Origin of the sequence: Bifidobacterium vansinderenii, assembly GCF_002234915.1 — a bacterium.
Classification (GTDB): domain Bacteria; phylum Actinomycetota; class Actinomycetes; order Actinomycetales; family Bifidobacteriaceae; genus Galliscardovia; species Galliscardovia vansinderenii.
Genome location: NZ_NEWD01000024.1, coordinates 1 through 24,823, shown reverse-complemented (window position 1 = coordinate 24,823; position 24,823 = coordinate 1). Strand labels below are relative to the sequence as shown.

The following is a 24,823-nucleotide window of genomic DNA, read 5'->3' as shown; positions in this document are numbered from 1 at the left end:
AGCAGCCGCATGAGCGAGGCGAATGAGGTGAACAGTCTGCGATCGGCGCTGGATCTGCTGCGATCCATGCCCGGTCAACTGATCGAAACGGACGTGGAAGTGGACCCGGCCGCCGAACTGGCCGGCGTGTACCGCTACGTGGGCGCCGGCGGCACGGTGCAGCGCCCCACGCGCGAAGGCCCGGCCATGATCTTCAATACGGTGAAGGGCCATCCGGGCGCCCGCGTGGCGATCGGCCTGCTGGCGAGCCGCCGCCGCGTGGGCGCGCTGCTCGGCTGCGATCCCAAGGATCTTGGCAAGCTGCTGTGGCGGTCGGTCGACAACCCCATCCAGCCCGTGGTGGTCGACGGCCCCGCCCCCTGCCAAGAGGTGGTGTACCGAGCCAGCGACCCCGACTTCGACCTGTACAAGCTCGTGCCCGCGCCCACGAACACCCCCGACGACGCAGGCCCGTACATCACGCTCGGCATGTGCTACGCCACGCACCCCGACACGGGCGTGCACGACGTGACCATCCACCGCTTGTGCATCCAGAGCCGCGACGAACTCTCGATCTTCTTCACCCCCGGCGCCCGCCACATCGGCGCCATGGCCGAACGCGCCGAACAGCTGGGCCAGCGTCTGCCGATCTCGGTGAGCATCGGCGTGGACCCGGCCATCGAGATCGGCTCCTGCTTCGAGCCGCCGACCACGCCGCTCGGCTACGACGAACTGTCCGTGGCCGGTGCCCTGCGCGGCCACCCGGTCGAGCTTACGCAGTGCCTCACCATCGACCAGTGCGCCATCGCCAACGCCGAATACGTGATCGAGGGAGAGGTGATCCCCGGCGAGCGCGTGGTGGAGGATCAGAACAGCCACACCGGCTACGCGATGCCCGAGTTCCCCGGCTACACCGGTCCGGCGTCGGACCAGTGCTGGAAGATCAAGGTGAAGGCGGTCACCACCCGTCGGAATCCGATCATGCAGACGTGCATCGGCCCGAGCGAGGAGCACGTGTCGATGGCCGGCATCCCTACGGAGGCAAGCATCTACGGCATGATCGAGAAGGCCATGCCGGGCCGTCTGCAGAACGTGTACTGTGCGAGTGCGGGCGGCGGCAAGTTCATGGCGGTGTTGCAGTTCGTCAAGCGCGTGCCGTCGGACGAGGGCCGTCAGCGTCAGGCCGCGCTGCTGGCGTTCAGCGCGTTCAGCGAACTCAAGCACATCTTCCTGGTGGACGAGGATGTGGACTGCTTCGACATGAGCGACGTGCTGTGGGCGATGAACACGCGTTTCCAGGGCGATGTGGACGTGGTTACGATTCCGGGCGTGCGCTGCCATCCGCTGGATCCGTCGAACGATCCGACGTGCGATCCGTCGATCCGCGATCATGGCATTGCGTGCAAGACGATCTTCGACTGCACGGTGCCGTTCGATCAGAAGGCGCGGTTCCACAGGGCCCGGTTCATGGAGCTTGACCCCACGCATTGGGTGCCGGATCTGTATGAGTGACGAACAGCGCATCGTGGTGGGCGCCACGGGGGCGAGCGGTCTGCCGCTGCTCGTGCAGTGTCTGCGGATCATCCGTGAAGCGGACGGTTTCCGTTCCTGCCTGATCATGAGCCATGGCGCCCGCACCACGCTCGCCTGGGAGACCGGTCTGGGCGTGGACGAGGTTCGCGCGTTGGCCGACGAATGGTATGAGCCGGAGGAGATCGGCGCCGGTCCGGCGAGCGGATCGTACCGGACGGCCGGCATGATCGTGGTGCCCTGCTCCATGAAGACGCTGGCCGGCATTCACAGCGGATATGCGGATACGCTGCTGTTGCGCGCCGCCGACGTGACGATCAAGGAGCAGCGTCCGCTGGTGCTGTGTGCGCGGGAGAGTCCGCTCAGCCCGATTCATCTGCGCAACATGCAGGAACTGTCGATGATTCCCGGGGTACGTATATCCCCGCCGATGCTGACGTTCTACGGCAACGCGTCCACGATCGAGGACATGACCTACGACGTGGCCGCGCGGCTGCTTATGCCCTTCGGCATCGAGGCGCCGCGCTACCACCGCTGGGAGGGCCTCGGCGAATAACCTCCCTCCTCCGGCTCCCCTCTTTGAGGGGAGCTGTCGGCGTAGCCGACTGAGGGGAGCGGTGCGCCCGAATTCCGAATTACTCGGGTTTGGGCCCCGTCGGCTCTAAAGTCGTGACTATGAGTGACAAGAAGCCATCGAACCTGTATTTCGAGCCGTTGGACCCCGAGCCCGCCGACTCGTCCGCCACGCAGCCGATCTCCCCGCAGCCGATTCCACCGGCGACGTCCGGGGGAACGCCGGACCGTTCCGGTGGCCTGTCCCCGCTTGAGGCCGTGTCCTTGGGTCTGGAAGGGGAGCCGTCGGGCGCGCTGGCGTCCCTCGCCCAGGTCGCCGATGATGCCGACGATGACTCCTCCCGGCCTCGCCGTGGAGGGAACGGCAAGAACCGTGGCCGTTCTGCCCGCAACGCATCCGAGCCCGCTGTGGATCCGCGCATGCCGCGCGATCGTTCCGACGACCCGCTCACCGACCGTCCCCGCCCCTCCAGCGTGATCCTGTGCGCCGTGTTCGGCATCGCGCTGCTCGCCATCGCCGCCGCCGTGTACCTGGTGGGTGTTGGCACCGTGGGCGGTCAGGAGTACGACAACCTCGCCGTCGACGGATTCGCCGACGCGCTGCCCGGCTGGCTTGCTGCCTTGTGCTCGCCGCTCGCCGCGTCCGTGACGCTCGGCCCGCTGACGGTCCCGGTCATGGCGTTCACCGACGTCGCGTTCGGCGTGGTGGCGGTCATCATAGCCGTCTCCCGCAAGCGCTGGCGCGCGATCGTGCAGCTCGTGTCATTCGCCGTCGTCGCGTTCGCCGCGGCCGAACTGCTCAAGCATCTGCTGCCGCGCAAGGTCTACGACGTGTCAATGATCAAGACCGACGGCAACACCGCCCCCTCCGGGCACATGACCATGGTCGTCGTGGCCGCACTCGCCCTGCTGTGCGTCGTGCCGCGCGTATGGCGTGCCCTGGTCGCCGTAGTCGCCGCCGCATACGCGGCGCTGTCCGGCATGGCATTGCTCGTCGGCGGCTGGCACCGCCCATGCGACGTGATCATGGCGACCGCGCTGGCGGCCGGACTGGCGTTCCTGACGTTGGCGTTCACCCGTTCGTCGGGCATGGACGAGCCGGGCACACGCGTATCATCCGCCAGCATCCAGATCGTGGGCACGGTGATGATCGTCGGTGGCATCATGGCCGTCGCATACGGACTCTACGTGGTCTGGCAGCTGGCTCCCGGCCTGCAGTACAGCGCCAAGTGGGCGTCGTCCGCCGCGCACGGATCGGCCGGCGTGCTCATCTGCGCGTCCGTGATGCTCACGTTCGGTCTTGTGCTCGCCATGCGTCACATCACCGCCGCACCATTGTCTAAGATCGGTCTGGTGGGGGCTCCTCCCGCCCCGCCGCGCAAGCGCTGACGCCACGCGCGAACCCGCCATGCCGATGCCGTGCCGAACGCCCGATTCGTCAAACCGGGCGCGGTCATGGTTATTATGCACTGTAGTTGACCAAGAAGGAGAGGACCATGACTGACGGCACCAAGCTCGTTATCGTCGAGTCGCCTACCAAGGCAAAGAAGATCGGCGGTTACCTGGGCAAGGGGTATGAGGTGATGGCGTCGGTGGGCCATATCCGCGATCTGGCCCAGCCCTCGCAGGTTCCGCCCAGCCGCAAGGAGAAGTTCGGCAAGTTCGGCGTCGACGTGAACGACGGGTTCGAGCCGTACTACATCGTCAACGATAACAAGAAGTCCACGGTGGCCGAACTCAAGTCCGCGCTGAAGAACGCCGACGAACTCTATCTCGCGACCGATGAGGATCGCGAGGGCGAGGCCATCGCATGGCATCTGGTGCAGACGCTCAAGCCCAAGGTGCCGGTCAAGCGCATGGTGTTCCACGAGATCACGCCCGAGGCGATCAGGCGTTCCCTCACCGCCACGCGCGACGTGGACGGGCACATGGTCGACGCGCAGGAGACCCGTCGCGTGCTCGACCGACTCTACGGCTACGAACTGTCCCCTGTGCTGTGGCGCAAGGTGGGACCGGGCCTGTCCGCCGGCCGCGTGCAGTCCGTCGCCACCCGACTGATCGTCGAACGTGAGCGCGAGCGCATGGCGTTTGTCCGCGCATCGTATTGGGACGTGGTGGCCACGCTGGTGGCCGCCGACGGTGACGTCGACGCCGGGTTTGACTCCCGACTGGTCGCGCTCGGTGGCCGTCGCCTCGCCGTGTCCAAGGACTTCGGTGCCGACGGGCAGCTGACCGACGCCGCGCGCAAGGACGAGCCGGTCGTGATGGACGAGACGCTCGCCCACGCCATCGCCGACGCCGTGCGCGACGTGCCGTTCGTCGTGCGTTCGCTGGAGACCAAGCCGTACCGTCGTCGCCCGCAGCCGCCGTTCACCACGTCCACGCTGCAGCAGACCGCAGGCAACCGTCTCGGATTCAGCTCCCGCGCCACCATGCGCGCCGCACAGGGCCTGTACGAGAACGGCTACATCACGTATATGCGTACCGATTCGGTCACGCTCTCCCAGGAGGCCATTGCCGCTGCCCGCGCCGAGGTGGGCAAGCGCTACGGCGAACGATTCCTGTCCGACAGCCCCAAACAGTATGTGACCAAGACCGCCGGCGCGCAGGAGGCGCACGAATGTATTCGTCCGGCCGGCTCCTCGTTCCGTTCCCCGGAGGAACTGGCGAATCGCGTGCCGCCGGACCAGCTCAAGCTGTACACGCTGATCTGGCGTCGTACGCTCGCCTCGCAGATGGCCGACGCCACCGGTTCCACCGCCACCGTCCGTTTGGGCGCTGACTCCGGTGCGCACGGCGAGGCGTTGTTCCAGGCGTCCGGCACCGTGATCGAATTCCCCGGCTTCATGGAGGTGTATGGGGGAGCGCGTTCCGCGTCCGGCGCGAGCAAGGCGGAGTCCGGCAAGACCGATGCGGCCAAGTCCGGCGCGAAGGACACCGAAAACGTGTCGCTGCCGCCGATGAGCGTGGGCGACTCGCTCACCGCCGTGGACGTGGAGTCCAACGGCCACGAGACGCAGCCGCCGGCACGCTACACCGAGGCGTCGCTCGTCAAAACGTTGGAGGCCAAGGAGATCGGCCGCCCGTCCACGTATGCGAGCATCATCTCCACGATCATCGACCGCGGCTACGTGTACGAGAAGGGTCGTGCACTCATTCCGTCGTGGCTGGCGTTCTCCGTGGTCAAACTGCTCGAAACGAATTTCCCGCAGTACGTGGACTACCAGTTCACCGCGCAGATGGAGAACGGTCTCGACCAGATCGCCCGCGGTCATGAGAGCGGCCGCGACTGGCTGACGCGATTCTACTTCGGCACCGGCGAAGGCACGGTTGATTCGCCCGAGGCCGCGCACAAGGGCCTGCAGCAGCAGGTGGCACAGCTCGGCGACATCGACGCGCGTGAGATCAACACGATCGACATCGGCGACGGACTGCACGTGCGCGTGGGCCGCTACGGCCCGTACCTCGAGGATATGAAGAACCTCGACGCCGACGGCAATCCGAAGCATGCGTCGATTCCCGATACGCTGGCGCCCGACGAGCTCACCCCGGAGGTGGGCCACGAGCTCATCGCCACGAATTCCGGCGGTCCGCGCGTGCTGGGCACCGATCCGGCCACCGGCGGAACCGTGGAGCTTCGCAAGGGCCGCTTCGGCCCGTACGTGGCGCTGATCACCCCGGAGATGCAGGCGCAGCTCGAGGCCGAGAAGGCCGCGGAGAAGGAAGCCGAGGAGAAGGCGCGCAAGGCTGCCGAAGAGGCTGCGGCCAAGGGCGAGCCGGCTCCGAAGCGCCGCGCCACACGCAAGAAGTCCACGGCCCCCAAGCCGAAGATGGCCTCCCTGTTCAAGACCATGGACCCCGAGGCGCTATCGCTGGACGACGCGTTGAAGCTGCTCAGCCTGCCACGCGTCGTAGGCACGCTGGATGAGACCAACGCCGAGACCGGTGAGACCGTCAAGGCCACGGTGGAAGCCAACAACGGCCGCTACGGTCCGTACCTGACCAAGACCGTGGAGGGCGGCAAGCCGGAGACCCGCTCGCTGGGCAGCGAGGACGAGATCTTCACCGTGGACCTTGCCAAGGCGAAGGAACTGTTCGACCAGCCCAAGTACGGTCGCGGACGTGGGCGCGCAGCCGCCAAGCCGCCGCTGCGCGAGCTTGGTCCGGATCCGGACACCGCCAAGCCGGTGACGATCAAGGACGGCCGATTCGGCCCATACATTACCGACGGTGAGACGAACCGTACGCTGCCGCGTCAGTTCACGCCCGAGTCGATCTCCCCGGAGGAGGCGTTCCGCCTGCTCGCCGAGAAGCGTGCCGCCGGTCCGACCAAGCGCAGGACCACACGCAAGTCGACCACGAAGAAGTCGACCACGGCCAAGAAGACCGCTGCGAAGAAGACTTCGACCGCGAAGAAGTCGACTTCGAAGACCAAGAAGACGGCCGAGTAAGGCGACCTCTCGGGTTGCGTTCCCTCCCTCTGTCACGACGTTCGTCGTGACATCTCCCTCCCATGGAGGGAGAACGCCGGGCCTTTCCCTTGGTGCTCCCTCCGTGGGAGGGAGCTGGCCGCCGCAGGCGGACTGAGGGAGGGATTCAACTCCGACCAGCCCCGATCTCCTCCTGCCACCACCCGCCGAAAAGTTGGCCCACGCCGATACGGTAGGGTGCATGGCTGGACTGTTTATCTCCTTTGAAGGCGTCGATGGCGTGGGCAAGACCACGCAGGTGGAGCGACTGCGTCAGTATCTCGAATCCCGCGGGCGCACGGTGATCGTGACTCGCGAGCCGGGCGGTACGCCGCTGGGCGCCACGCTGCGCCAGCTCCTGCTGCACAACGTGTCTGCCGCCACGGATGGCGTGCCCGCGGCCGACATCGCCCCGCGCGCGGAGGCGCTGATCTTCGCCGCCGATCGAGCCCAGCACGTGGCCGAACTCATCCGCCCGGCATTGGCCCGCGACGAAGTGGTGATCACCGACCGATATCTCGACTCCTCACTGGCATATCAGGCCGGCGGTCGCGAACTCACGCCCGCTGAGATCCGCGATCTGAGCCTGTGGGCCACGAACAATCTGCTGCCCGTGCGCACGTATCTGCTCGACATGGATCCGGCCGTCTCCCATACGCGACTGCAGCATGAGGCCGATCGCATGGAGTCCGCCGGCGACGACTTCCAGAACCGTACCCGACGCGCGTTCCTCGATCTGGCGGCCGCCGAACCGGACCGGTTCCGTGTGATCGACGCCGCGCAGACCATCGAACAGGTCTGGTCCGCGATTCGGACCGACATCGATACTCTGCTCGCCGACTCGGAGGCCACCCGATGACCGCCGCCGATTCCGCCGCTGCTCCCGGCGTCGCCGCACCCGCCATCCCCGCCGTCTGGTCCACCATCGTCGGCCAGCGCCCGACCGTGGAACTCCTGTCCCGCACGGCCGCCACCACGGCCGACATCGCCCAGTCCTGGCTGATCTGCGGCCCCGCCGGCTCCGGCCGCTCCAACGTGGCACGCGCGTTCGCCGCCGCGCTCGAATGCCCGAACCACGGCTGCGGCGAATGCTCCACCTGCCGGCATATCCTCGCCGGCACGCATCCGGACGTCACCGTGCTTGCCACCGACAAGGTGACCATCGGCATCGATGCGGTGCGTGGGCTCATCGAGAAATCCGAGCAGATGCCCAGCACCGCGCCGTGGCGTATCATCATCATCGAAGACGTGGACCGTATGCTCGAACGCACCACAAACGTGCTGCTCAAGGAGATCGAGGAACCGGCCGCGCACACGATCTGGCTGCTGTGTGCGCCGAGCGCCCAGGACGTGCTTCCCACCATCCGTTCGCGCACCCGCGTGGTGAATCTCGCCATCCCCGGCGACCGTGCGGTTGCGGAATTCCTCATGAAAACCGTGAACCCCACCCTGCCGGACGACAAACGCTTTACCGAGCACGTGGCGGCCCGTGCCGCTCGTCTGGCAGAGGGGCACATCGGTATCGCACGTCTGTACGCCACGAACGAGCGTGTGATGAGCGACCGTGACACGCTCGTGGTCGGCGTGCTGAACCTGGCCAAGGCGTCTGACGCCGTGCTGCTCGCCGATCATCTGATCTCCGACGCCAAGGCGCAGGCCGAGGCCGAGATCGACGTGCAGGTCGCGCGGGAGCAGGCCGATTTCCGCCGCGTGAACGGACTGGGAGAGAAGGACCGCATCCCGCCGAAGATCCGCGGCGTCTACAATGCGATCGGCAAGAAGGAGGACGTGCGCCGCCGCGTGACCCGCCGCAGCCGAGACGTGCTCGACCGTGCGCTCAACTCCATCGCCAGCGTGTATCGCGACGTCGCCGTGCTGCAGAACGACGCCGAGGATTCCGTCGGCATCGTCAACAAGGAGAACCGCACGGCCATCGCCGACCTCGCCTCGCGCCTGAGCCGAGAGGCCGCCATCGCGCGTCTGGAGCACGTGGCCGAGGCCCGCCGCCGCCTCGCCGGCAATGGCAACCCCCTCCTCGTCTTCGAGGCCCTTTTCTGCGCCCTGATCTGACCCGTCCCCGACCTCCTCGCCGCCCGCATCATTACGCATCATTACGATGGTGCACATGAGTGATTCGGAGAAGGGACGCCCGCCGGACCGGGTGCGGCTCAAGGACGTGGCCGAGGCGGCCGGACTGTCGCTGACCACGGTGTCGCGCGCGTTTTCGCGTCCCGGTCGAGTGAGCGAGCGCACGGTGCGGTACGTGCATCAGGTGGCGAACGAGCTCGGATACATCCCCGATCCGATCGCGCCGGTGGAGGAGAAGCGGCAGTTGCGTTCCGTGATCGCCGTGCTGGTGGCGAACCTCGACAATCCCGTGTTCGTCGACATGATCCATGGCATGGATACGCGTCTCGCCGAATACGGGTTCGTGACGAACGTCGTCGATTTCCAGGAGGACCCCGTTCGTGAGATCGAGGTCGCCGAGCGTCTGGCGCCGTTCGTGGATGCGGTCGTGTTCGCCTCGCCGCGCACGTCGAGCACGTCGATCCGCAAGATCGCGCAGGTGGTGCCCACGGTGGTGGTTGATCGTGTGGTGCGTGGCGTGCCGTCGATCGTCGTCGACGATCGTGCCGCCACGGCCGACGCGATGCGGCATCTTTCCCGGCTTGGCCATGGCAAGGTGACGTATCTGGCCGGTCCGGACGGCTCATGGCAGGACGGATACCGTTGGAATTCCCTGCATCTAGCGGGTCGCAGAATCGGTATGGCGACGCGTCGCGTGGCGGGCGAATCGTTCCTGCGCGAGGGCGGCCGCCGTGCGGTCGGCGAGTTCCTGCGCAATCCGACTACGGCGGTGATCGCCTATGACGATCTGATGGCGATCGGATTCATGGAGGGCCTGTCCTCGCGCGGATATGCGATTCCCGACCGTTGTTCGGTGATCGGATTCGACGGCATCGTGCAGGGTGCGGAATATACGCCGCAGCTGTCCACCATTGCCATCGACTATCGTGATCTCGGCAATGTGGCGGCCCGCTGTCTGATCTCACGACTGCTGCACATCGGCGAATCCGCCGGCCCGGTCGTGCGTATGCCCGCCGAATTCATCACCCGCGCCAGCACCGCGCCCGTGTCGCACCGGTAATCACGGTTATCCGAACGTCTGTCGTCGTACGCCGGCCGCATGCCGCCCGTTCTTCCGTTACGTTCCGTGGCATATTCTCAACGAAACGTAACCGTACCGTCCCCTTCAAGTACGTTCCGTTGTGCGTTCGACACAAACCGTATTCGAACCATGGTCTGCGATTACGTTTTGTCTGATAATGCAATCCGAACGTAACCGTACCGTCCTGTTCGGTTACGGTTCGTTGCATGACCGCAACCGAACGTAACCGGCTGCCCCCGTTCGCCCACCTATACTGAAACCATGAAGATTTCAGCCGATTTCACCGTGATTCCCGATGTGTTCGCCAAGGCCGCCGAACCGGAGTACATCAACGCCGGCGTGCCCGTCGTGTCGTTCCCGTTCTACGTGGACGACGTCAATCCCGACGCCCAGTACCTGCACTGGACGTTCACCGACCCCGATTCGATTCCCGTGTGCGGTTTCGAATGGATCCACTGGACGGTCGCCAACCTGCCGATCGCCGCGCTCATGTACGACTTCAACGATTCGCATGCGCTGCAGATTCCGCCGGACTTCTCCCGTCAGATGGTGGCCATGATCCCCGAGGCGCTGCAGGGCCGCACCTCGCAGGCGTCCCGCTTCGTCGGCGGCACCGACCCGGCCGCGACCATGCGGTACAACGGACCGCAGCCGCCGGACAAGGACCACGACTACTACCTGCACGTGTACGCCACCAAGAAGCCGCTCAAGGGACTGAACGGCGGCTTCTGGATGAACGAGATGATCCACGCCCTGCGCGACTCCGCCGCCAACGGCGACCCCGCCGACCAGGACGCCATCTTCCTCACCGGCAAGGCCTGATTCATCAACTATCCTTCCCCTTGAGGGGAAGGTGGCACGCGAGATACCCCGTTCTTTATCCTTCCCCTTGAGGGGAAGGTGGCACGCGCAGCGTGACGGATGAGGTGACCGCAGGCCACAGTCCATCCCCGCACCTTCCCTCAAACCCACTCATTCACCAAAGGAGAACCCAAACCCACCATGGCATGCACCACGATTCTGGTCGGCAAAAACGCCAGCTACGACGGATCCACGATCATCGCCCGCAACGAGGACTCGCAGCAGGGCGAATTCACGTCGAAGAAATTCATCGTCGTCAAGCCCGAGGATCAGCCCCGCCACTACCGTTCCGTCATCAGCCACGTCGAGATCGACCTGCCGGAAGACCCGATGCAGTACACCTCCGTGCCCGACGCCGTGAACAAGCAGGGCATCTGGGGCGAAGCAGGCGTCAACGAGGCGAACGTGGCCATGAGCGCCACCGAGACCCTCACCACCAACGAACGCGTGATCGGCGCAGACCCGTTCGTCGAGCTCACCCCCGCGCGCGGAACCGAAGGCGAGCCCGGCTACGAGCCCGAGGTGCCCGGCGGCATCGGCGAGGAGGACATGCTCACCATTGTGCTGCCGTACATCCGCTCCGCCCGCGAAGGCGTGGAACGACTCGGCGCGCTGCTCGAGGAATACGGCACCTACGAGATGAACGGCATCGCCTTCTCCGACGTCAACGAGATCTGGTGGATGGAGACCGTCGGCGGCCATCACTGGATCGCCAAGCGCGTGCCCGACGACGCCTACGTGACCATGCCGAACCAGCTGGGCATCGACGAGTTCGATCTCGACGACGCGCTCGGCGATCAGGAGGAGCACATGTGCTCCGCCGACCTGCGCGAGTTCATCGACGACAACCATCTCGACCTCGCCGTCGAACCGGTCAGCCCGCTCAACCCGCGCGACATGTTCGGCTCGCACTCCGATCGCGACCACGTGTACAACACGCCGCGCGCCTGGTACATGCAGCGCTTCCTCAACCCGTACGACGAGGTGTGGGACGGACCCGACGCCGCCCACCGCCCCGACAGCGACGACATCCCGTGGGCCCGCCAGCCCGAACGCAAGATCACGATCGAGGACGTGAAGTACGTGCTCAGCTCGCACTATCAGGGCACGCCGTACGATCCGTACGGAACGCTCGGCGACGAACACACGCGCGGCAGCCTGCGTCCGATCGGTATCAACCGTCAGAGCCAGCTCGCCGTCATGCAGATCCGTCCGTACCGTCCCGAATCCTGCCGCTCCATCCAGTGGATGGCGTTCGGATCCAACGCGTTCAACACGCTCGTGCCGTTCTACGCGAACGTCGACACCACGCCCGCCTACCTTGCCGACACCACCGACCACGTGGACTCCGGCAACTTCTACTGGGCGAACCGACTGATCGCCGCGCTCGCCGACGCGCATTTCGCCGCCACGTCGCCGCTGATCGACCGCTACTGCGAGAAGACCGGCGGCCTCGGCCACCGTATGCTCGCCGCGGCCGACGAGCAGGTGGTCCGTCTCGACACGAACCCGGTGGATCTGGACGATCTGGCGGACGAGGAGGAGGCCGTCGACGACGTGCGTGACGCCGATGCGATCATCGCGTCCACGCGCAATCCGGAGGTGCGTGGCATTCTCGCCGCCGCCAACCAGACGATCGCCGACCAGGTGAAGACGGAGACCGACGCGCTGCTCAGCGACGTGCTGTACGCCGCCAGCATGAATATGCACAACGATTTCCACCTCTCCGACAACTGATCTCCCCGCCCATCTCTGACATCTCCCCTCCCGGGGAGGGGAGATGTCAGCTCCGCTGACAGAGGGGAGGGCTCACCCCTGCAGTCTCCAACCCTCCCACCTCTCGCCATGGAACGCCGCCCACGCCCGCAACAATCGGTGTTGTACCCTTGAAGACATTGCAATCGCAAGCAATCACCAGTAATCAATCGCAAGAGGAGAAACATGGCCATCTTCGATGATTTCGTCAGCCAGTACGGCATCGTGAAGAAGATCGACGCGTTCGGGTACCTCGACTACCTGAAGAACAACCCCGACGCCCCGCGCAAGCACGGCAAGGTGGTGCTCGTCACCGCCGACACCCCGCTCAAGGCCAGCCGCGGCGAGGGCAAGACCACCACCACGATCGCGCTGATCGACGCCCTGCGCAAGCGCGGCATCGACGCCACCGCCGTGCTGCGCCAGCCGAGCATGGGCATCACCGCGGCCGGTTCCAAGGGCGGTGCGTCCGGCGGCGGCAAGGCCTCCCTGACTCACCCGGAGATCATCGACTGGGGTCTGTGCGGCGAGATGGGCGCCATCGAGGCGGCTCAGAACCTGCTCGTCTCCTTCGCCGAGAAGGCCGTGGACGAGGGCAAGCTCGACACCGTTCTCGTGCCGCGCGTCTCCGAAGTGCCGTCCCGCTCCCTGCGTTCCATCGCCGTGGACTACGGCAAGGGCAACGTGGCGGAGAAGATGGTGCTTACGCCCACCTGCGAGCTCATGCAGATTGTCGTGTTCTCCCGCTCCATGGACGAGATCGCCGAGCGTGTGGGCAAGATGATCGCCGGTACGCTCGAGGGCAAGCCGGTCACGTTCGCCGATCTGACCGACATGTGGCGCATCACGAACATCCTCACCGACGCCGTCAAGCCTGCGCTCACCGAGACCGTGAACGGCTCCCCGGTGTACGTGCACGGCGGCCCGTTCGCGAACGTGTCCGTTGGCATCCCGACGCTCGTGTCCGTGGAGATGGCCTGCGCCCGCCACGACGTGGTGATCGTGGAGGCCGGTTACGGTGCCGACGCCGGCGCCCAGAAGTGGCTCGACATCGCATCCCGTGAGTACGGCGCCCAGTGGCCGTCCGCCGCGCTTGTGGTGACGCGTGCCACCACCTGGCGTGACGATCCCGATCGTCAGTGGCGTTACCCGTTCCACGTGAACCGTCTGGAGAAGCTTGGCATCCCCACGTTCCCGCTGATCAACCTGTGGGAGGGCGAGGACGATCAGGTTCCGGCCCTGCGCGAGACCGCCGCCGAGCTGAACTTCCGCAGCCCGATCATCGGCAACCTGTTCCGTGACGGCGGTGACGGCCTGACCGACCAGCTCGACGATTTCGTCACCGCGCTGGAGTCCTCCGGCGTGCCGGGCGCTCAGGCCAGCCACAAGGGCGAGGATGTGGTCGACACCGTGCGTTGGATCGCCGCGAATGCGTACGGCGTGCCCGCCGAGCGCGTGGTGTTCAAGCCCGGCTTCGAGGAGTCGCTGGCCGAGGCCCGCGAGCTCGTTGCCGGTGTTGGCCGTGACCTCAACGACTTCGCCGTGTGCGCGGTGAAGTCCCCGGCCACCATGACCGACGACGACACCGCTCCCGCCGACGAGCGCACTGTGACCCTGAAGAAGGTCGAGGTGCGTGCCGGCTCCGGTGTGGTGCAGGTGAACCTCACCAAGTCCCTCACCACCCCCATGCCCAAGATCGTCTGATTCCGATCCTGAAGATCGCATGGCATGACGTGCGCGTGCGTGCATAGGTGTGCACGCTGACACGCTCTAGAGGTCGCAACCCACCCGGTTGCGGCCTCTTCTTATTCTCGGCTCCCTTCTTGCCGCCTCCGCGACACGCCGATACCTCCCCTCCGTCCACTCAAAATCCCACCTAATTCACCTCCAAACCGCCCTCACGCCCAAAATCCCGCATCTCCAAAATCGTTGCAATTACTTGCGACACGCCGTAACTTGCATCGCGCCGAGATCCGAGTATATTTATCACTCGTTGCAAGGAACACAGACAACAACAGCAACGCCCCTTTAGCTCAGTTGGTTAGAGCAGCGGACTCTTAATCCGCGTGTCCAGGGTTCGAGTCCCTGAGGGGGCACGGAAATAAACCTCATCTTTGGATGAGGTTTTTTCTGACTGAACATTCCTGCGTAGCTCAGTTGGCAGAGCATCCGACTGTTAATCGGACGGTCACTGGTTCAAGCCCAGTCGCAGGAGCCAACAAGCCTCGGTTTCATCCGGGGCTTTTTTGTTATCCGCTTCACCCATCCCCGTGCAAGGCGCCGCAAACACGGCAGGAGATCACCGCGGGTCACTAGTATGGTCTGAGTGCATGGGCGGCATCGCGTCGATGCGATTGCCGCAGGAGTCGTGGAAGCCCGCAGACAGCCGGGCATCCGATCTCGTAAGGAGCAGACATATGACCAACGTAACGGTATTGGGTTCGGGCGCATGGGGCACCACCTTCGGCCAGGTGCTCGCCGACGCGGGCAACACGGTGACGATGTGGGCCATCGAGCCGGAGATCGTCGCCGACATTCGCGACAACCAGCGCAACTCGTACCGTCTGCCCAGCATCGATCGTCTGCCCGACAACATCACCGCCACCGGCGACCGCGCGGAAGCCGTCAAGGATGCGGAGATCATCGTCGTCGCCATCGCAGCACAGGCCGCCCGCAAGGCCCTCGTCGAATTCAAGGGACTCATCCCGCACGAGGCGATCGTCGTTTCCCTCATGAAGGGCATCGAACGCGGCACCGGCAAGCGTATGGACGAGGTCGTACGCGAAACGCTCGGCCTGCCCGAAAACCGTTTCGTGGCCGTTTCCGGACCGAATCTGAGCAAGGAGATCGCCGCCCGCGAGCCCAGCGCCACCGTGGTCGCCTCCGTGAACCCGTATGCCGCCGCTCGTGTGGCACAGGCCTGCTCCACCCACTACTTCCACCCGTTCACCTCCACCGACGTGATCGGCCTCGAACTGTGCGGATCGCTGAAGAACGTGGTCGCGCTCGCCGTGGGCATGGCTCGTGGTGCCGGCTACGGCGAGAACACCGCCGCCATGATCGAGACCCGCGGCCTCGCCGAACTCACCGCTCTTGGCAAGGCGTGTGGCGCCGACCCGAAGACCTTCTCCGGTCTGGCCGGCGTGGGCGATCTCATCGCCACCTGCGGATCCCCGCTGTCCCGCAACTACACGTTCGGTTCGAACCTGGGCAAGGGCATGAGCGTCGAGGAGGCCACCGCAGCCAGCGACGGCGTGGCCGAAGGCGTGCCCACCACTGCGGTGGTCGTCGAGCTTGGCGACCGCTATGGCGTGCCCACCCCACTTGCCGCCGCCATGGCCCATGTGCTCGAGAACGGCATCTCCTGCGCTCAGATGCTTGCGGAGCTGTTCGGCACTGAAATCACCGGCGAGTAAGACCCCGCCGCGGAGTACGCTATCTACCGTTATCGACGGTCCGAGTTTCGGAGGATAAAAGGGACTATGAGTAAGAAGCGCATCGTTGTGCTGTACGGCGGCAAGGCCGACGAACATCCGATTTCCTGCATTTCCGCGGCGAGCGTGCTCAACGCGATCGATACCGAGCGTTTCGAGCCGATTCCGGTGGGCATCACCAAGGACGGCTCCTGGATCGTCGACGGCGAGGACCCGCGCGGCTGGAACCTCAGCAACGGCACGCTGCCCGAGGTCAAGGCCGTGGAAGGCTCCCGCGAGGTCGTACTCGACATCGCCCTCGGCCAGGATGGCTTCTTTGCCAAGACCGGTGATTCGCTGGAATCCTTCGGCCATGTGGACGCCGTGTTCCCCGTGCTGCACGGACCGTTCGGCGAGGACGGCACCGTTCAGGGCCTGCTCGAGATGATGAACGTGCCGTACGTGGGCTGCGGCGTACTCGCATCTGCCGCCTGCATGGACAAGCACTACACCAAGGTGCTGCTGGCCGCCGCCGGCATCCCCGTGGCCCCTGGCATCACGCTCGACGCCCGCTCCTATGACAAGGCTTCTGAGTTCGCGGCGAACGGCGCCGACATCCTCGCCCAGGTGCAGGCCGCCGGTCTGCAGTACCCGCTGTTCGTCAAGCCGTCCCGCGCCGGTTCCAGTTTCGGCGTGACCAAGGTGGAGCACAAGGGTGATGCCGCAGAGCTGGCCGCCGCCGTGTTCGAGGCGTCCAAGCACGACTGGCGCGTGCTGATCGAGCAGGGCATCGACGGCCGTGAGATCGAATGCGCCGTGCTGGCCCCCAAGGCCGGCGAACAGCCGCGCGTGAGCTGGCCCGGCGAGATCGTGCTCGACTCCCGCGCCACCGACGAGGACTCCTTCTACGACTTCGACAGCAAGTACATGGATTCCAGCGCCTCCCACGTGGAAGTGCCGGCCAACCTGCCCAAGGAGACGCTTGAACGCGTGCGCCAGACCGCCGCCAAGGCGTTCGTGGCCGTGGACGGCATGGGCCTGAGCCGCGTCGATTCGTTCGTGACCCCGGACGGCAACGTGATGGTCAACGAGATCAACACCATGCCCGGCTTCACCTCCATCTCCATGTACCCCAAGGCATGGGAGGCCACCGGCGTGGGCTACTCCGCCCTCATCACCGAGCTCATCGAAGGCATCCTCCGCTAAGCCTCAATATTCCGGCTCCCCTCCTAGGGAGGGGAGCTGTCCGCCACATGGCGGACTGAGGGGAGGGCTTCAATCCTCACCGCTTCCGCCCGCCCTTACAATTCCCTTCCACCCGACTACGATGACGTACAGAGGTGGTAATCATGACAAACTCCACTGAACGTATCCGTCACGCCGCAGTCGCCGGCGCGTTCTACCCCGCCGATCCGCACGAGCTGCGCACGATGATCGACCATCAGCTCGACTATGCGCGTACGCTGCTCAAATCCGTTCCCGCACACGCCCTGCCGCAGGGTGCTCCCAAGGCCGTGATCGTGCCGCACGCCGGCTACATCTACTCGGGCACCACGGCGGCACTCGCTTACGCATTGCTGGAGCGCGGCCGTGGCACGATTAAGCGGGCCGTGATCATCGGCCCCACGCATCGTGTGGCGGTTCGTGGCGTGGCCATGTGCCGCGCCACCGCATTCTCCACGCCGTTCGGTGCAGTGCCGATCGATGTGAAATCCGAAGCCCGAGCGCTCGGATTGCCGCTGACGGAAACCGATCCGTCCGAATGGCGCAACAATATGCGCGCCGACGACGACGCGCCTGCCCCGGCGCTCTTGGTCAACGATCCCACGCACGCGCGCGAGCACGCCGTGGAGGTGCAGATCCCGTTCCTGCAGACCGTGCTCGGCTCTGACCTGCAGATCGTGCCGCTCAACGCCGGCGATGCGAGTCCCGCCGAAGTGGGCGACGTGCTGCGCGCCCTGTGGGGAGGCCCGGAGACGGTGATCGTAATCAGCTCCGATCTGTCGCATTATCATCCCAACGAGGTCGCCCGTGCGTTCGATGATCGAACAATCGCACGTATCGCGGCGCTCGACGGTCCGATTCACCCGAACTATGCGTGCGGCGCCTATCCGGTCAACGGACTGCTCGACGTGTGCCGTCGCGGAGTGCATGCGGCGGCCGACCGGTCCGCCGCGTCGTCGGAATCATTGGAATCGTCCGATCTTGATCTGCGTTTCCTCGGCTGCTGCACGTCGGGTGACGATAGGGAAGTGACGTTGTCCCACACGCTGCTGGATCCGTCCGATACCGGAGTGCTCGCCCATCGTCCGATTCCGCTCAACCCGGATGAACCGGTGGTCGGCTACGCGTCGTTCGCCGTCTGGCAGACCGCATCCGGCACTGATTCGGCGTCAGCCGCATCGTCGTCATCGCATTCGTTGAATCAATCAACAAATTCTGCGACGGTGAACGCGCATAACGAGTCCGTCGCACATGACGCTGATTCCACCCACAATATGGAGGCTGCGCAAACCGAGGAACGCGCCCGTATCGCCATCGCGCTCGCCCGGCTGTCCCTGCGCCGCTACCTCGGCATCGAAGACCCCGACGACGTCGATCCGCAGACCATCGTCGACGAACATGACTGGCTGCGGGAGTCAGGCGCCAGCTTCGTCACGCTCACGGAAGGCGGACGCTTACGCGGATGCATCGGCACATTGGAGGCGTACCGCCCGCTCGGCCGTGACATCGCCGGCCACGCCATCGACGCCGCCAGCCGCGATCCGCGCTTCCACCCGGTCACGCCGTCCGAATATCCGCTGCTCGACGTGGAGGTGTCGGTGCTCGGCAAACCCGAGCCGATGCGTGCCGCCAGCCGTGACGAGCTGGAGGCCGAACTGCGCCCGGGCAAGGACGGCCTGATCATCGATGACGGCCGCGGTCATCGTGCAACGTTCCTGCCGCAGGTATGGGACGACCTGCCCGACCCGCACGAATTCGTCTCCCACCTGCTCGCCAAGTCCGGCCTGCCGTCCACCGCCACGTGGACCGGCTCCCGCATCCGGTGCCACCGCTACTCCGTCACCGCCTACAAGGAGTGACCGATCATGATCGACCAGACAGCAATCGCTTTCGATCGGACCGGCACCGGATATGACGCTGCGCCGCGATGGCAGCATGCGTTGCCGGACGGCCGGGTGCAGTGTGATCTGTGCCCGCGCGGATGTCGTCTGGCCGACGGGCAGCGCGGATTCTGCTTCGTGCGGTCGAATCATGGCGGACGCATCGTATGCGATACGTACGGCCGCAGTTCCGGCTTCGCGATCGACCCGGTGGAGAAGAAGCCTCTCAATCATTTCCTGCCCGGTTCTCGTGTGCTGAGCTTCGGCACCGCCGGCTGCAACTCCGGCTGCAGGTTTTGCCAGAACTGGGACATCTCCAAGGCACGCGACTGGGATCGACTGGGTGTGGAGGCTTCGCCCGACAGGATCGCCGCCGTGGCCGACGACTACGGCGTGGAATCCGTGGCGTTCACATACAACGATCCGATCGTGTTCGCCGAATACGCGATCGACACGGCCCGCACCTGCCGTGCGCGCGGCATCCACCCGATCGCCGTGACCGCCGGATACATGAGCGCCTGCGCGCGACCGGAATTCTACGGTGCGATGGACGCGGCGAACATCGATCTCAAGGGCTTCACGGAGGACTTCTACCGCAAGGTCACCGGCACGCACCTGCAGGACGTGCTCGATACGATCGACTATGCGGTCAACGAGGCGCGCACGCCGTCCGGTGATCACGTGTGGGTCGAGCTGACTACGCTGCTCATTCCCGGACTCAACGACGACGATGCGCAGCTGCACGCCGAATGCGCGTGGATACGTGAGCATTGCGGGCCGGACGTGCCGCTGCACTTCTCCGCGTTCCACCCGGCGTGGCGCATGCTCGACGTGCCGCCCACGCCGCCGGAGACGCTGACCCGCGCTCGCCGCATCGCGATGGGGGAGGGGCTGCACTACGTGTACACCGGCAATGTGCACGACATTGAGGGCGACACCACGCTGTGCCCGAATCCCGAATGCCGTGCCGCTCTCATACGGCGCGACTGGTATCGCATCCTTGAGAACCGCATACGCGTCGACGCCGACGGCACCGGCCGCTGCCCCGACTGCAACACCCCCATCGCCGGTCTCTGGCAGTAATCCCCCGCTTCAGCATCCAGACCAATCCACTTTGGTAGTCCAATCCGCTTTGGTAGTCCAAACGCGACAACGTGAGCCCTCACACGCGAAAAAAGTGTCGCGTTTCGACTACCAAGTTCGTTCGGACTCCCAAATCCGTTCGCATGGACTACCAAGTCCACCTACAGGATCGTCTCCATACCCACCTTCTGCGGCTTGAGTCCGCAGTGTTCATAGAACGCCATCGCGCTCGGATTGCAGCTCCACACGTTGAGCGTCACGTTGTAGCAGCCCTGCTCGCGCGCGAAATCGAGCACATGCCGGTACAGCGCGCTGCCCACGTGTTTGCCGCGCGCGTTCTCGTCCACGCACAGATCGTCGATATACAACGTGACGATGTCGGTGAGCACGTGACTGCCCGGATGACGCTGGAACACACAGAACGCATAGCCGATCACGCGGCCGCCGTTATCGTCTACGCGACCGTCCGCGTCTCCGTTCGCATCGCTGCCATCCGCATCGTCCTCGTACACGAAGATCGGCCGCTCGTCATCCGCGATGATCGCCGTCAGCTCCTCGTCCGAATACTTCTTCGCATTCGGCTTGAACAGATCCGGCCTGCCCTCGTGATGCACGGCCGCCACCTGAAACAGCAGCCGATCCAGATCCGGAATATCCGCGACCGCGGCCCTGCGAATCCTACCCATATGTTCTCCTTTGCTGGCTCTATTACGGTTTCGCTATTGGCATCGATGCCGTTACGCCGCTCTACTCTTCGACCGGCGCCGCGTTCTGCACCAGGAATCCCTCGCCGGCCAGCGCCCGCGTGGCACGATCCTGCATGGTCGACAGCAGCACGTCGGGCTTGGTGAACAGCAGCACCTTGCCTTCGATGCCGTACGGGGTAAAACCGTTGAACTTTACGATCGGCGGGTTGCCGGGCAGTGCGATGTCACCGGTGGCGGCCTCGACGGCGTTCACGATGCGCTGCGCCATGGCGGTGGTGTCCACGCCCTCCTCGCCGCGTGCGGTGAACGCGATCGTGGTCATGCCTTCGGTCGATTCGGTCATCTTTTCGAGTGCGGCCGTGTTGAGCACGGAGTTGGGGATCCACATGGTGTTGCCGGACCGTTCCTTGACCACGGTGTGACGCCAGGTCACGTCCTCCACGAGTCCGGTGATGCCATTGATGGTGACCAGATCGCCGGGCTGCACGACCTTGCTGAGCATGAGGCCGAATCCGCCGATCACGTTGGCGATGGTGTCCTTGAGACCGAAGGAGATGGCGATACCGCCGACGCCTAGCGCGGTCATCAGCGTGGTGGGGTTGATGCCGAACACGGGTTGCAGAACGAAGCTGGCCGCGGCCACCCAGATGACCACGCGTACGATGTTCACGAAGATCGATGCGCTGGGGATTTCGGTCTTGTCAAGCGCGATGCGCATGGCCTTGGATATCGCCTTGTCCGCCACGGTCGCGACGATCAGTACGATGACGAGCAGGAAGATCTTTCCTGAGTTCGCCCGCAGCCAGATCATGGGGTCGTCGATCAGTTCCTGCACTATGCCTCCTGTGTCGTTGTGCCCGTGCCATGTGCCCAGGCGCCGTATTGCCGGTGTGATCACACTACGACCGCAGCGGGATTGCAATACTTGCCGAGATATTCTGAGGATTCGTTGGTGTGATCACGCTACGTGGTTGATGATCGTTACCCATCGTACGGACAGAATCTGTGCGCCCCGTGAAGACCTCTCTTTTTCCTTCCCCTCCCTATCTGCATACCGGCCACTTCCACCCGCATACCCCGTCATGCGTGTCATCATGATGACCATGACCACGCTCAGCAATCCCGGCACGCCGTCGGCACAGTCGAACCCGAACAGCACTCCCGTCATCCGCATCGAAAACGCCCGTCTCGTCGAGAACGATCGGCCCGTTGACGTGACCGTTGCCAATGGCGTCGTCGCCGACGTCAGTCCGGTCGCCGATCGCGAGATCCGTTCGTCGTACTCCGATCTTCCCGTTCCCGACGAGGTCGTCAACGCCGACGGCCGTTGGATCATCCCCGGCCTGTGGGACGGTCACACGCATTTCACGCAGTGGTCGGCCACGTTCGGCCGTCTCGATCTGCTCTCCGCCACGAGCGCCAGCGAGGCGATGGTCATGCTGCGCGACTATCTTGACGCCCGTCGCAAGTCCCCGGAGGGCTTGGATTCCGACGCGTTCGTGGTCGGCATGCGGTTCCGACACTCGCTGTGGTCGGATTTCGAGCAGCCTACGCTCGCCGCCATCGATGCGGTTTCCGGCGACCAGCCCGTGGCCCTGTCCAGCGCCGACATGCACTGCGGCTGGGTGAACTCCGCAGCCGCCCGCAGGCTCGGCGTGCACGTGGGGGAGAGCGGTCTGGTCGGTGAGCTCGAATGGTTCGACGCCTACTGCCGTCTTGACGACGCGAACGGCGCCGAACAGTTGCGCATGATCCGCGCCGCCGAACAGGACGCCGCCAGTAAGGGCGTCGTCGGCATCTGCGACTACGAAATGGCCGACACGATCAGCCAGTGGACGGCACGATTCGCCGCCGGACTCGACCTGCTGCGTGTGCGTGCCGGCGTCTATCCCGAACGCATCGAACAGGCCGTGGCCGACGGATGGCGCGGCGGCAGTGAGATTCCCGGCAGCCATGGCCTGGCGCACGCCACCACGTTGAAGCTCATCTCCGACGGCTCGCTGAACACACGGTCCGCCTACTGCAGCCAGCCGTATTCAAACATCACGCCCGAAACGCACGGCGTGCTCAGCTACAGTCCCGAACAGATCGAGCACTACATGACCGTCGCGAAGAACAACGGTTTCGACGTGGCCTGCCACGCGATCGGCGACGCCGCCAACGCCGTGGTTCTTGACGCGTTCGCCCGTACCGGCGCGCACGGTGCCGTCGAACACGCGCAGCAGCTGCGGCCGAACGACGTTGAACGGTTCGTGGCGCTTGGCCTGACGGCGAGCGTGCAGCCGCAGCATGCCGTTGACGACCGTGACGTCGTGTCCCGATACTGGGCGGGCATGAGCGCCATCCCGTTCCCGTATCGCACGCTGCACGACACTGGCGTGCCGCTGCGCTTCGGCTCCGACGCGCCCGTCGCCGTGCTCGACCCGTGGGTGGCCATGTCCGCCGCCGTGTACCGCACCGACGATGATCGCGACGCGTACCAGCCCGAACAGCGGCTTGACGTACGTACCGCGCTCGCCTCGTCCACGTTCGGTCACGGCATCGCCCCGCAGACGGGCGCCCCCGCCGATCTGGTCCTCCTCGACCGCAACCCTCTCGCCGCGGATTCCGCTGTCGATTCCGCAACGTCGGCATCCGAAGCCGCCGCCACACTCCGCGCCATGCCCGTTGCCGCCACTCTCTGCGCCTCCCGCTGGACCCACACCACCCTCTAACCCCACACTCTGGCTTCGGCTCCCCTCCCAGGGGCTGTCTGCCAAAGGCGGACTGGTTCTTTCTCTGGCTCCCCTCCCAGGGAGGGGAGCTGTCCGCCGTATGGCGGACTGAGGGGAGGGGACAACTCCGATCACCCTCCGCCAACCCTCCCCAAAATCCCGCCCGTCCCTCCTACAATGGGACGCAGGCGACGATGCTGTCGCAGGACTGTCCCGTCAAGGAGGCAAATGATGAACATCATGCAGACGATCCACACACGCAAGACTTGCCGCGAATTCACCGACGAACCGGTGACCCGCGAACAGATCCAGACCATTCTCGAAGCCGCCAACGCCGCCCCGATCGGCATGCACGACTACGAGGCCGTCGAATTCTCCGTCATCACCGACCGCAGCGTTATCGACAAGATCGACGCGCTCGCCGGCCCCAACGCCGGTCGCATGGGCACAGGCCCGACCTACAAGGCCCCGGTGCTGATCCTCATCTCCGGCGAGGAGGGTGGCCTTGAGCGCGGCACCGCCTACTGCAACGCGGCCGGCATCATCGAGAACATGGCGCTCGCCGCCACCGATCTGGGTCTGGGCAGCGGCTACATTCTGGGCGTGGTCAAGGCACTGCAGTCGCATCCCGAACTGTTCGCCGAACTCGGCGTGGACGAGGGCTACATCCCCGTCTCCGCCATGACGCTCGGCCACGCCGCCGACCCCGCTATCGTCACCGAGCAGCGCGAGCCCACCGTCAGCAACTTCATCACCCATTTCGTCGAGTAGTCGCCGATCGCCGGCCGGTCGTTGATCGGTCCGCCCGGCCCACTACCGATTCACGGCCTCCTCCGAGTACGTTCCGTTCCGCTTACACAACGCAACGTACCCGAAGGAGGCCGTTTGCGTACGTTCTGATCATTGCCGATACCGAACCGTACACGAACCGGCGCATTCGGTTACGTTCGGTTCGCGATCCGCAACGGAGCGTAACCGAGAAGGTCCGTTCGCGTACGTTTCGTCGTCAGCCCGCGACGGAACGTAATCCAAGCGGTTCGTCTGAGTACGTTTCGTATCGAGATCGCAACGGAACGTACTTGAACAAGTTGGATGATGTCGACGAAAGCAGAGCCATCGGAATTTGCGAAACTTGAGCCGTTGTGACTCAACTTTTTCACTGTGAGTAAACATCGCTTGCATCCGGCACGAACCCGTCTATACCAGAAGATGCAAGGCAAAAGGTGGGAGCCCGGGAAGGGTTCCGGAAACGGCCAACGAAAACAGTCCATGTGGACTGAAGCCAAGGCCGCTTTTCCTCCGTGATGTTAGGAGTACCGATTATGGCAATGTTTCCGGCTTTGATGAATGACATGATGTTCTCCGATCTGTTCGATGATCCGTTCTTCGCTTCGTGGCGCGGCGATCGCAACGCTCGTCTGTCCGGCTCTGACATGACGCCGATGGGTGGCATGAACGGCATGATG

General features: G+C 64.9%; 18 protein-coding genes and 2 tRNA genes. 18 read left to right on the top strand and 2 right to left on the bottom strand.

What is annotated here, in order from left to right; translation table 11 throughout:
• Positions 1-9: 9 nt before the first annotated feature.
• The 16 genes from Tam10B_RS08720 (at position 10) to amrS (ending at position 19,936) form a co-directional block, all read left to right on the top strand.
• Entirely contained in the window at positions 10-1,491 is a 1,482-nt protein-coding gene (locus Tam10B_RS08720; RefSeq protein ID WP_093960860.1) for a UbiD family decarboxylase, read from the top strand.
• Complete coding sequence (locus Tam10B_RS08715) at positions 1,484-2,065, top strand: UbiX family flavin prenyltransferase (RefSeq protein WP_093960859.1); 582 nt, start codon at positions 1,484-1,486, stop codon at positions 2,063-2,065. The genes Tam10B_RS08720 and Tam10B_RS08715 overlap by 8 nt, the downstream gene beginning before the upstream one ends.
• Positions 2,066-2,184: 119 nt before the next feature.
• Positions 2,185-3,471: a phosphatase PAP2 family protein gene (locus Tam10B_RS08710; protein WP_093960858.1), complete on the top strand. Its 1,287-nt coding sequence runs from the start codon at positions 2,185-2,187 to the stop codon at positions 3,469-3,471.
• A 107-nt stretch (positions 3,472-3,578) separates the two neighbouring features.
• Positions 3,579-6,533, top strand: a complete 2,955-nt coding sequence (topA, locus tag Tam10B_RS08705) for a type I DNA topoisomerase (protein WP_093960857.1) — start codon at positions 3,579-3,581, stop codon at positions 6,531-6,533.
• 220 nt (positions 6,534-6,753) lie between these two features.
• Positions 6,754-7,410, top strand: a complete 657-nt coding sequence (gene tmk, locus Tam10B_RS08700) for a dTMP kinase (RefSeq protein WP_093960856.1) — start codon at positions 6,754-6,756, stop codon at positions 7,408-7,410.
• Positions 7,407-8,621, top strand: coding sequence for a DNA polymerase III subunit delta' (locus tag Tam10B_RS08695; protein WP_093960855.1), 1,215 nt, complete (start codon positions 7,407-7,409; stop codon positions 8,619-8,621). The genes tmk and Tam10B_RS08695 overlap by 4 nt, the downstream gene beginning before the upstream one ends.
• A gap of 55 nt (positions 8,622-8,676) precedes the next feature.
• The gene (locus tag Tam10B_RS08690) at positions 8,677-9,699 is read left to right on the top strand and encodes a LacI family DNA-binding transcriptional regulator (protein WP_158214181.1); all 1,023 of its coding nucleotides are present in this window, start codon (positions 8,677-8,679) and stop codon (positions 9,697-9,699) included.
• A gap of 282 nt (positions 9,700-9,981) precedes the next feature.
• Positions 9,982-10,542, top strand: coding sequence for a YbhB/YbcL family Raf kinase inhibitor-like protein (locus tag Tam10B_RS08685; protein WP_093960853.1), 561 nt, complete (start codon positions 9,982-9,984; stop codon positions 10,540-10,542).
• Positions 10,543-10,722: 180 nt separating this feature from the next.
• A complete protein-coding gene (locus tag Tam10B_RS08680; protein WP_093960852.1) occupies positions 10,723-12,318 on the top strand; it encodes a C69 family dipeptidase in 1,596 nt (531 codons plus the stop codon).
• A 204-nt stretch (positions 12,319-12,522) separates the two neighbouring features.
• Positions 12,523-14,040 carry a formate--tetrahydrofolate ligase gene (locus tag Tam10B_RS08675; RefSeq protein WP_093960851.1) on the top strand — a complete coding sequence of 506 codons (1,518 nt, stop codon included), beginning with the start codon at positions 12,523-12,525 and terminating at the stop codon, positions 14,038-14,040.
• 318 nt (positions 14,041-14,358) lie between these two features.
• Positions 14,359-14,432: transfer RNA gene (locus Tam10B_RS08670), tRNA-Lys, on the top strand.
• Between the two features lie 46 nt (positions 14,433-14,478).
• A tRNA-Asn gene (locus Tam10B_RS08665) sits at positions 14,479-14,554 on the top strand.
• Between the two features lie 199 nt (positions 14,555-14,753).
• Positions 14,754-15,752 carry an NAD(P)H-dependent glycerol-3-phosphate dehydrogenase gene (locus tag Tam10B_RS08660; RefSeq protein ID WP_093960850.1) on the top strand — a complete coding sequence of 333 codons (999 nt, stop codon included), beginning with the start codon at positions 14,754-14,756 and terminating at the stop codon, positions 15,750-15,752.
• A 66-nt stretch (positions 15,753-15,818) separates the two neighbouring features.
• Entirely contained in the window at positions 15,819-16,955 is a 1,137-nt protein-coding gene (locus Tam10B_RS08655) for a D-alanine--D-alanine ligase family protein (protein WP_093960849.1), read from the top strand.
• A gap of 143 nt (positions 16,956-17,098) precedes the next feature.
• Positions 17,099-18,832, top strand: a complete 1,734-nt coding sequence (gene amrB, locus Tam10B_RS08650; RefSeq protein WP_093960848.1) for an AmmeMemoRadiSam system protein B — start codon at positions 17,099-17,101, stop codon at positions 18,830-18,832.
• A gap of 6 nt (positions 18,833-18,838) precedes the next feature.
• Positions 18,839-19,936 (top strand): AmmeMemoRadiSam system radical SAM enzyme, encoded by a 1,098-nt coding sequence (amrS, locus tag Tam10B_RS08645; RefSeq protein ID WP_093960847.1) that lies wholly within the window; start codon positions 18,839-18,841, stop codon positions 19,934-19,936.
• 161 nt (positions 19,937-20,097) lie between these two features.
• On the opposite strand, the gene Tam10B_RS08640 is transcribed toward amrS, so the two are convergent.
• Positions 20,098-20,622: a GNAT family N-acetyltransferase gene (locus tag Tam10B_RS08640; RefSeq protein WP_093960846.1), complete on the bottom strand. Its 525-nt coding sequence runs from the start codon at positions 20,620-20,622 to the stop codon at positions 20,098-20,100.
• Positions 20,623-20,683: 61 nt separating this feature from the next.
• Positions 20,684-21,478, bottom strand: coding sequence for a mechanosensitive ion channel family protein (locus tag Tam10B_RS08635; RefSeq protein ID WP_408606652.1), 795 nt, complete (start codon positions 21,476-21,478; stop codon positions 20,684-20,686).
• Positions 21,479-21,746: 268 nt separating this feature from the next.
• Here Tam10B_RS08635 and Tam10B_RS08630 point away from each other — a divergent pair, with 268 nt between their 5' ends.
• Positions 21,747-23,357 carry an amidohydrolase gene (locus tag Tam10B_RS08630; RefSeq protein WP_093960873.1) on the top strand — a complete coding sequence of 537 codons (1,611 nt, stop codon included), beginning with the start codon at positions 21,747-21,749 and terminating at the stop codon, positions 23,355-23,357.
• A gap of 228 nt (positions 23,358-23,585) precedes the next feature.
• Positions 23,586-24,128, top strand: a complete 543-nt coding sequence (locus Tam10B_RS08625; protein WP_158214180.1) for a nitroreductase family protein — start codon at positions 23,586-23,588, stop codon at positions 24,126-24,128.
• The last annotated feature ends 695 nt before the right edge of the window (positions 24,129-24,823 follow it).